Raw genomic sequence first — 10,976 nt, 5'->3', positions numbered from 1 at the left:
TACTTACCTGACTTAAGGGTTGATTCAAAGGTACGTAGTTGCGCTTCAGCGCTCTTTGGGGGCTAAAGCCCAACTACTTACCTGACTTAAGGGTTGATTCAAAGGTACGTAGTTGCGCTTCAGCGCTCTTTGGGGGCTAAAGCCCAACTACTTACCTGACTTAAGGGTTGATTCAAAGGTACGTAGTTGCGCTTCAGCGCTCTTTGGGGGCTAAAGCCCAACTACTTACCTAAATGTAGATGAAATAGTGACCGCGATCGCAGAAATACCGCGATCAACATATATCATAAAGTGATTAGGCGATCGCAGCAAAAGTCTACCGAAGCTAGCTTTATTGGGTTGGTGTTTGTGGCTATCACTTCAAGATGAGGGCAAACTTACTGCAATAATTTAAGTCTTTTGGCTATGGTTCGCTCTTAACTCCGCAACGCTTATGGGCACGGAGCAAAAAACTCAGCATTGCTCGATCTAAGGAAGAATAAAATGCTAGGTAATTTTCAAGATACGTCGATCCACCAGCTATTTGAGTTCCAAGTAAAGCGATCGCCTGACGCTATTGCAGTAATTTTTGAAGGGAAGCAGCTAACTTATCAGCAGCTCAACTCCCAAGCTAACCAGTTGGCGCATTATCTGAGGACTCTGGGTGTCGGGCCAGAGGTATTAGTCGCAGCCTGTGTGGAGCGATCGCTAGAGATCGTAATAGGTCTATTAGCTATTATGAAAGCCGGCGGAGCTTATGTACCATTAGATCCGAATTATCCCCAAAATAGACTGGCATTCATGTTGGAACATTCCCAAACGCCAGTGTTGCTAACACAACAGCATTTAGTCGAGTCTCTTCCCGAACATCAAGCGCAGATCATCTGTTTGGATGGCAATTCAGAAACATTAGATCGCTTCAGCCAGGAAAACCCAGACAGTGAGGTGACACCCGATAATTTAGCCTATGTGATTTATACATCTGGCTCTACTGGTCAACCCAAAGGAGTTGCGATCGAGCATCGCGGTGCCGTTAACACGATCCTCGATATTAACCACCGCTTTCAAGTAGGAGCAGGCGATCGCGTCTTAGCTGTATCTTCTCTCAGCTTTGACCTATCTGTATATGACATTTTCGGCTTGCTGGCTGCGGGAGGAACTGTTGTTATCCCCAAAGCGACCGCAACGCCAGATCCAGCTCACTGGATCGATCTGATCGCGCAAGAACGAGTCACCCTCTGGGACTCAGCACCGCCATTGATGCAGATGCTTGTGGATGATGCTGCTGCAAATAGCAAAACCCTACCATCATCTCTGCGATTAGTCCTTCTCAGCGGCGATTGGATACCCCCGACTTTGCCAGCGCGCATCAAAGATTTGACCTCTAGGGTAGTGTCTGAAGAAAGTTTAGACCAACTTTCAACCCCTGCTGTCATTAGCTTAGGAGGTGCAACCGAGGCTTCCATCTGGTCGATTTTATATCCCATAGAAACTGTTGACCCAGCATGGAAAAGCATCCCTTACGGTCGGTCAATGACTAACCAGCAATTCTACGTCCTCAACGAAGCAATGGAGCCTTGTAACGAGGGAGTAGTCGGGGAACTCTACATTGGGGGAATCGGTTTAGCGAGATGCTATTGGCGAGATGAGGAAAAAACTAACAAGCGCTTCATTACTCATCCGCATACAGGCGATCGCCTATACTGTACTGGCGATCTCGGTCGCTATCTGCCCGATGGAAACATTGAGTTTATCGGTCGCATCGACAACCAGGTAAAAATTCGCGGCTTCCGCATCGAACTGGGCGAGATTGAAGCAGTGCTGGGACAACACCCAGACGTGCAGTTAGGAGTCGTAGCAGCACAAGAAGATGTACCCGGACAGAAGCGCTTGATAGCTTATGTTGTTTCCAAAGTCACCGCAGAACGCACACCCTTCAAAAGCGAGTGTTTAGCAGAATTTGATGGTGATCGCTCAGTTAAACTACAAACAGAAGACATATCAGTAGGTGGAATCGGCGTAATTGGAGTGCCAGATAATTGCTCAAGAGGTAAACACATCCGCCTGCGCCTCGTACTACCCGGAAATACCGAAGAACAATATTTTGAGGGAACTGTTGCTTGGTGTGAGGGAAATCAGGCGGGAATTGATTTATATCTCACACCCACTGAAGAAGCTGTAATTCAGCAGAGTATAGACTACCTCTTAGAAACCCAAGGCTTCTTAAAATTTTTGCAACGCACCGTCGCAGGCAAGTTGCGTAAATTCCTGAAAGATAAGTTGCCCGAATACATGGTGCCTTCCAGCTTTATATTCCTGAAAAGCTTGCCGCTAACGCCGAACGGCAAAATAGACCGCCAGAAGCTATTAGCACCTGCCGCTAATAAAATTCCCGAAGTAGGACAAGATTATGTAGCACCTCAAACTCCAGTCCAAGAGGTAGTAGCAGGTATTTGGGCGGAAGTGTTGGGATTAGAGCGAGTTGGTATTTGCGATAACTTCTTGGAATTGGGAGGTCACTCTCTGCTAGTCACGCAGATTGCAACTCGAATGCGAGACACCTTCCAAGTGGAATTACCGTTGCGTACCTTGTTTGAGTCGGCCACAGTAGCGGATCTGGCTCACAATCTGGAAATCGCCAGTCAAAAAGCTCCAACACCCCAGGCTCCGCCGATTCACCGAATTTCCCGGAACCAGGACTTGCCTCTGTCCTTCAGCCAGCAACAACTGTGGTTTCTATGTCAACTGGCTCCCGATACACCTTTCTATAACGAACCAATTACGATTCGCTTGCCTGGTTCCGTCAACATCGCCGTACTAGAGCGCAGCATCAGCGAAATCATCAAGCGTCACGAAATTTTGCGAACCACCTTTGCTCTTGTGAATGGGCAGCCAGTGATGGTGATTCAAGATGCCTTTAATTTTGCCTTGCCAGTCGTGAATCTTGAGGAATTACCAGAGACAGAACGGGAGACTGAAGCCTTGCGACTGGCAACTTTAGAAGCAAAGCAGCCTTTTGACCTGACCACAGGGCCGCTACTGCGGGGTACTTTGATGCAGTTGGGTGAGGCAGATTACAGGTTGTTCCTGACCGTTCATCACATCGTTATCGATGCTGTCTCTCTGTACAGCGTGTTGTTGAAGGAACTCGCGGAACTCTACACCGCCTTTGCTTTAGGCTTGCGATCGCCCCTCCCAGAATTGCCGATTCAGTTCGCAGATTTTGCCTACTGGCAACGGCAATGGCTACAGGGAGAGGTGCTAGAAAACCAACTGAGATACTGGAAACAGCAACTAGCCGATTTGCCAACACTGCAACTGCCAACTGACCGAATGCGATCGCCAATGCAAAGCTTTCGGGGTGCAAGGCAATGTCTAGCGCTACCTATGAGCCTAACTGAGATGCTTAAGGATCTGAGTCGTAGGGAGGGTGTCACCCTGTTTATGACTTTGATGGCAGCATTCCAAACCTTGCTCTGCCGCTATACAGGGCAGACGGACATTCCAATGGGTACTGTCGCCAACATCCGCAACCGACAAGAACTAGAGGGAATGATTGGTTACTTCCTCAACACTTTAGTTCTGCGTACTGACCTTTCTGGCAACCCCAGTTTTAAGGAACTGCTGGTGAGGGTGCGAGAAGTGACATTAGGGGCTTATGCTCACCAAGAAGTGCCCTTCCAGAAGCTAGTAGAAGAAATACAGCCAGAGCGGAATCTGAGCCATAACCCTCTATTCCAGGTCGCGTTTGTCCTCGAACCTCCACTGGTCGAAATGGATGAATGGAAAATCAGCCAGCTAGATGTTGATACCGGCGCGGCAAAGTTTGATCTGTACCTTGAGCTTGATGAGAGACCATCAGGCATCATTGGTCGCCTTGAGTACAACACTGACTTATTTGATGCTGCAACTATTACCAGGATGTTAGGAAATTTTCAGACTTTACTGGAAAGCATCGTTGCTAACCCAGAGCAGAAAATTTCGGAGTTGCCGCTCTTAACTGAGTTTGAGCGACAGCAGTTAGCAGCGTGGAATCATACCGAAACCGATTACCGTAAAGATGCTTGTATACATCAGTTGTTTGAAGAGCAGGTAGAGCTCACGCCGGACGCGATCGCATTAGTCTTTGAAGATGAGCAACTTACCTATCAAGAACTGAACCAACGAGCGAATCAGCTAGCATATCATCTCCGCAATTTGGGTGTAGGGCCAGAGGTATTGGTGGGGATATGTGTAGAGCGTTCCTTAGAAATGGTAGTGGGACTCCTAGGCATTCTCAAAGCTGGCGGTGCTTATGTGCCGCTAGACCCAGCTTATCCTCCAGAGCGTTTGGCTTTTATGCTAGAAGATGCCTCTGTACCAGTGCTGCTGACTCAGGCGCGGTTAGTTGAATCTATTCCCAAACATCAAGGGCGTATTGTTTGCCTCGACACAGACTGGGAAATTATTGAGCGACAAAGTGAGGCAAATCTAATCAGTGAGGTGAAGCTCGATAACCTCGCTTATGTTATCTACACCTCCGGTTCTACTGGTAGACCCAAGGGAGTAGCTATTCAGCATCATAATACTGTGGCTTTCTTAGACTGGGCAAAACAGGTTTTTACTCCAGAGGATCTGGCTGGAGTTTTTGCCTCAACCTCCATTTGCTTCGATCTGTCAGTCTTCGAGCTGTTTGTTCCCCTCAGTTGGGGCGGCAAAGTCATTCTGGCGGAGAACGCATTGCATTTGCCCAGATTGTCCGCCGCCCATGATGTCACCCTGATCAATACGGTTCCCTCTGCGATCGCTGAGTTACTGAGAATGGAAGGCATACCTTCTTCTGTCCGCATCGTCAATCTGGCTGGTGAACCCCTTCAGAATAAACTCGTACAGCAGGTTTATCAGTACAACACAGTCCAACAAATCTTTAACCTTTATGGCCCTTCCGAAGACACCACCTATTCCACATATACTTTAGTGAAAAAAGGGGGTGAGGAGCCACCGTCCATCGGTCGGCCCATTGCCAATACACAGGTTTATCTTTTGGATGCCCAAAAACAACCTGTCCCGATCGGCATTCCGGGAGAATTGTATATTGGCGGTGCTGGTTTAGCGCGGGGCTACCTCAACCGACCCGACCTAACAGCCGATCGCTTTATCCTCAACCCCTTTAGCCATCAACAAGGCGATCGCCTCTACAAAACTGGCGACTTAGCCCGCTACCTACCCGACGGCAATATCGAATTCCTCGGTCGCATCGACCAGCAGGTTAAAATTCGCGGCTTCCGCATCGAACTGGGCGAGATTGAAGCGGTATTGAGCCAACACCCGGATGTACGAGAGTCTGTGGTTATAAAGCGGGAGGATGCGTCCGGCAATCAGCGCCTAGTAGCTTATATTGTTTCCCACCTCAGACCAGAACGTACTCCCTTCAAAAGTGAGTGTCTGGCAGAATTTGACGGGAACCCGGCGGTGAAACTTCGCACGGAAGACATCTCGATCGGTGGCGTCGGCATACTGGGCGTACCAGATACTTGTGGGCCCGGTCAAACCGTCCGCCTGCGCCTGCATCTGCCCGGATTAGATCGGGAGCTATGGTTGGAGGGAACTGTAGCTTGGTGTCGGAGAAACCAAGCAGGGATTGAGCTGGCTCTGAGTGCGATCGAACAAAAACTTTTTCAACAAAGCATAGATTATCTTCTGGAAACTCAGGGGTTCTGGAAAGTTTTGCAACGCACAGCAGTCGGGAGCTTACGCAATGTTCTCAAGCAGAAGCTGCCCAACTATATGATGCCCTCCAACTTTGTGTTTTTGAATGCTTTGCCGCTGACACCCAACGGCAAAATAGACCGCAAGGCGCTGCCAGAGCCAGATACTTTTAACCCACAGTTGGATTATGTCGTACCCCAGACTGAGAACGAAGATGCGATCGCTACAGATTGGGAACAAGTATTACACCCAGAAAAAGTTGGTGTCGATGATAATTTATTGGACATCGAACTGGGCGAGATCGAGGCGATATTGAGCCAACACCCGGATGTACGAGAGTCTGTAGTTATGAAGCGGGAAGATACGTCCGGCAATCAGCGCCTCGTAGCCTATATCGTTTCCAACCTCACACCAGAACGTACTCCCTTCAAGAGCGAGTGTCTGGCAGAATTTGACGGTCATCCAGCGGTGGAACTTCGCACGGAAGACATTTCCATCGGTGGCGTCGGCTTAGTGGATGTGCCAGATACTTGTGGGCCCGGTCAAACTGTCCGCCTGCGCTTGGGTATGCCCGGTTCCGGTGAAGAGCGGTGGTTGGCGGGAAGTGTGGCTTGGTGTCGGGGAAACCAAGCAGGGATTGAGTTGGCTCTGAGTGCGATCGAACAAGATTTTTTTCAACAGAGCATAGCGTATCTTCTGGAAACTCAGGGTTTCTGGAAAGCTTTGCAACGCACAGCCGTCGGGAGTTTACGTAATGTTCTCAAGCAGAAGCTGCCCAACTATATGATGCCCTCCAGCTTTGTGTTTTTGAATGCCTTGCCGCTGATACCTAATGGCAAAGTAGACCCTCTGGCGCTACCAGTTCCAGATGCTCTTAACATAGAGTTAGAAACAACTTATGTTGCACCCCAGACTGAGATCGAACAGGCGATCGCTACCGTTTGGCAACAGGTATTACACCTAGAGAAAGTCGGTGTCGATGATAATTTCTTCGATCTAGGCGGTCATTCATTACTGATGGCTCAGGCTCATAGTAAACTGAGAGAAGCGATCGACAGAGATGTTTCAATGATTGAGATGTTTAAATATCCAACCATCAGCTCTTTGGCAAAATATTTAAGTGAGGAACCAGAGGAAAAATCCTCTGTTGGGCAAAGTCAAGACCGCGTTAAAAAACAAAAAGACGCAATCACTCGCCAAAAGCAAAAACAACGCTTGCAAGGAAAGAATAAAAATGGATAACTCTGAGACTCTCGAATCTATAGAAGGTATCGCGATTATCGGCATGGCGGGTCGCTTTCCCGGTGCCAAAAATGTTGATGAGTTTTGGCAAAACCTGCGCGATGGCGTGGAATCTATTTCTTTCTTCTCCGAACAAGAACTAGAATCTTTGGGTATTGACGAGTCAGTGGTGCGCGATCCGCGCTATGTAAAAGCAAGAGCGGTACTAGAAGATATTGAGTTGTTTGATGCTTCATTCTTTGGGTTTAATCCTAGAGAAGCTGAAATCACAGATCCACAACACCGCTTTTTCTTGGAGTCGGCTTGGCAGGCTCTTGAAAGTTCTGGCTACAACTCGGAAACTTACGAAGGTTCGATAGGGGTTTACGCAGGCGCAGGGAGTTTCAATACTTATTTCTTGAATAACCTTTATCCTAATTCTCAGCTTAGAGAATCAGTTGGAGATTTCCAACTGGCGATCGCCAATGAGAAAGATTTCCTGTCAACTCGCGTTTCTTACAAATTAAACTTGAAAGGGCCGAGTATTACTGTCCAAACAGCCTGTTCTACTTCATTGGTTGCGATTAGCATGGCTTGTCAAAGTTTGCTAAATTACCAATGCGATATGGCTTTGGCTGGTGGCGTTTCTATAGGCGTTAACCAAAAGACAGGATATTTTTATAAAGAGGGAATGATTCTTTCACCAGACGGACACTGTAGAGCCTTTGATGCTAAGGCACAGGGAACTGTTAGCGGTAGCGGTGTGGGAATTGTGGTTTTGAAAAGATTAGAGGAGGCGATCGCAGATGGAGACTATATTCATGCGGTAATCAAAGGTTGTGCTATTAATAATGATGGTGCTTTCAAAATTGGCTACACTGCTCCCAGTATAGATGGTCAGGCGCAGGCGATCGCAGATGCTCTAGCACTAGCAGAAATTCCCCCTGAAACCGTCAGCTATATAGAAGCTCACGGAACTGGAACACCCCTCGGCGCTCCCATCGAAATCGCCGCACTGACACAAGCTTTCTCGCTCGAAACTAAGAAAAAAGGCTTTTGTGCGATCGGTTCTGCCAAATCCAATATCGGACATTTGGATACTGCTGCTGGTGTCACTGGCTTAATCAAAACTGTCCAAGCTCTCAAACACAAGTTAATACCGCCTAGCTTGCATTTTGAACAGCCTAATCCTAAGATTGATTTTGCTAATAGTCCCTTTTATGTTAACACTAAACTATCCGAATGGAAAGCCGATAAAACGCCTCGTCGTGCTGGAGTTAGTTCTTTTGGCATCGGTGGAACTAATGCTCATGTGGTACTAGAAGAAGCGCCTACTGTAGAAAAATTTGGAGAATCTAGACCATCACAACTGTTGGTTTTATCGGCAAAAACTAGCTCTGCACTTGATAGTGCAGCGGTAAATTTGAGCGAATATTTAAAGCAACATCCAGATGAAAATCTTGCTGATGTTGCTTATACGCTTCAAGTTGGTAGAAGAGCTTTCAGCCATCGACAGATAGTGGTTTGTAATGACATAGAAGATGGTGTTGCTGCCCTCGACAATCTCGATAAAAAAGTTTTTACCAGCTTCCAAGAGTCTAAAAATACACCTATTGTATTTATGTTTTCAGGACAGGGTTCGCAGTACATCAATATGAGCTTGGAACTCTACCAAATTGAACCAATATTTCGCGAACAGATCGATCTATGTTCGGAAATTCTTAAACCTCATTTGGGAATCGATCTACGCCACGTACTTTATCCCAATGAACCAGAAGCAGAAGCAGCTACAAACCAACTAAAGCAGACTGCGATTACACAACCAGCACTATTTGCGATCGAGTACGCTTTAGCTAAATTGTGGATGTCTTGGGGAGTACATCCTAAAGCGATGATTGGTCATAGTATTGGTGAATATGTAGCAGCTTGTTTGGCTGATGTTTTATCATTAGAAGATGCCTTATCCTTGGTAGCTGCACGAGGTAAATTAATGCAACAACTGCCGAGTGGTTCCATGCTTGCAGTTCCACTTCCAGAACAGCAAGTGCAACCATTTTTGGGCAATAAACTCGATTTAGCTGTGATTAATGGAGCATCTATGAGCGTGGTTTCAGGTACTACTGATGCCGTAGATGAATTGGAACAAAAACTACTCGAAAAAGGTGTCGAGTGTCGCCGTTTACACACTTCTCATGCCTTTCATTCACAGATGATGGAGCCAATTTTAGAACCATTCACCGAAATGGTAAAAAAAGTTAAGCTGAATGCACCTAAAATCCCCTACATCTCCAACGTTACTGGTAATTGGATTACAGCGACGGAGGCGACAAATCCGAATTATTATGCTCAACATCTACGGCAAACAGTAAGGTTCGCAGACGGCTTACAACAGTTATTAAAAGACCCAAATCAAATATTGCTAGAAGTGGGGCCGGGACGGACATTAAACACGCTAGCAAAACAGCATCCCAATAAAGCATCTGGACAAATTGTACTTTCTTCATTGCGCCATCCCCAAGACCAAAATTCAGATGTAGCTTTCTTACTTACTACATTGGGTAAACTCTGGTTAGGAGGAGTACAAATAGATTGGTCTAAGTTTTATGCTGATGAGCAGCGTTATCGTCTCCCATTGCCGACGTATCCGTTTGAGCGCCAACGTTACTGGATTGAAGCACCAGGAATCGAGCAACCGATTAAAATTGCATCTTTACCAGATGAAAATTCCCAACCAGTCGATTCAACACCACATCACTCTAGACCGAATTTAGACAATACCTATATTGCTCCTAGAGATGAAATTGAGCAAACTATTGCTAGTATCTGGCAAGAATTTCTCGGTATCGAGCAAGTAGGGATTCATGATGATTTTTTTGATTTAGGCGGAGACTCCTTATTAGCCGTTCAACTAATAACTAAATTAAACGAAGCACTGCAAAAATCCTTGTCTCCCCATAGCCTATTGCAATCAGCGACTATTGCAGCTTTGGCTGCATTAATTAAAGATAATTCCAATTTATCGGAGAGTGATCAACAGCAAACCGAGCCAGCTTCTGAGTCATTGTTAGTAGAAATTCAGCGCGGTAGTTTTAAACAACCTTTATTCTTAGTTCATCCAGTAGGCGGTCACGTTTACATTTATCGAGATTTAGCACGTTATCTAGGTTCCGATCAACCTGTTGTTGGAATACAAGCGCACGTTTTAGATCGAGAAACAGAGTCTTTTACTGTTGAAGAAATGGCGACTCGCTATATCGAAGCAGTGCGCGTTCAACAACCTGAAGGCCCCTATTTTTTGGGTGGTTCTTCCTTTGGAGGCACTGTTGCTTTTGAGATGGCACAGCAACTCAATGCCCAAGGTGAAAAGATAGCGCTGCTAACTTTAATAGATACTCCTGGGCCCGGTCAAATGCCTGTTTTAGAAACGGAAGATGATACAGCAATTTTGCTGTATTTACTAGGCGTTGGTTTCAATCTGTCTCTTTCTATGGATGTCCTTCAAAAACTTGAGCCAGATGAGCAACTTCTCTACTTTTTGGAGCAAGTAAAAATTGCTAATAGGGTAGTGCCTCCCGATTTTGGTTTACCTCAGATTCGCCAGTTTCTTCATCTGTTTAAAGTACACGCTCAAGCGATGCTAAATTACATTCCTCAAACTTATGGAGGTAGAATTATCTTTTTCCGTGCTACAGAACAAAATGAAGTCAATGCCAAAAATCCAGAATTGCCCTGGATTGAGGTTGCTACTGGAGGGGTAGAGGTTAGAGAAGTGCCAGGAAATCATATTACTATGAATTACCCTCCTCATGTTCAGGTTATGGCTGAACAACTCAGATCATATCTTGATTAGGTACGTAGTTGGGCTTCAGCCCTCTTATGGCTAAAGCCCAACTACTTACTTTTTACAGAGGGCTAAAGCCCAACTACTTACTTTTTACAGAGGGCTAAAGCCCAACTACTTACTTTTTACAGAGGGCTGAAGCCCAACTACTTACTTTTTACAGAGGGCTAAAGCCCAACTACTTACTTTTTACAGAGGGCTAAAGCCCAACTACTTACTTTTTACAGAGGGCTAAAGCCCAACTACT

The 10,976-nt window shown here is 46.3% G+C and carries 2 protein-coding genes; both read left to right on the top strand.

Annotation, left to right across the window (positions count from 1 at the left end):
• The first annotated feature begins 483 nt into the window (after positions 1-483).
• The gene (locus QUB13_RS15240) at positions 484-6,909 is read left to right on the top strand and encodes an amino acid adenylation domain-containing protein (RefSeq protein ID WP_333382150.1); all 6,426 of its coding nucleotides are present in this window, start codon (positions 484-486) and stop codon (positions 6,907-6,909) included.
• On the top strand, positions 6,902-10,738 hold the full coding sequence (locus QUB13_RS15235; protein ID WP_333382148.1) for a type I polyketide synthase: 3,837 nt from the start codon (positions 6,902-6,904) through the stop codon (positions 10,736-10,738). Before QUB13_RS15240 ends, QUB13_RS15235 begins: the two co-directional genes overlap by 8 nt.
• The last annotated feature ends 238 nt before the right edge of the window (positions 10,739-10,976 follow it).

This window comes from Microcoleus sp. B4-D4, assembly GCF_036705185.1.
In the GTDB taxonomy this organism is placed as follows: Bacteria; Cyanobacteriota; Cyanobacteriia; order Cyanobacteriales; family Microcoleaceae; genus Microcoleus.
Note: the sequence above shows the minus strand (reverse complement) of the source record. Positions and strands in the feature narration are given on the sequence as shown.

Excerpts from the sequence above, each read along its gene's own strand:
- QUB13_RS15240 (WP_333382150.1), top strand. The coding sequence starts at position 484 with ATGCTAGGTAATTTTCAAGATACGTCGATCCACCAGCTATTTGAGTTC.
- QUB13_RS15235 (WP_333382148.1), top strand. The coding sequence starts at position 6,902 with ATGGATAACTCTGAGACTCTCGAATCTATAGAAGGTATCGCGATTATC.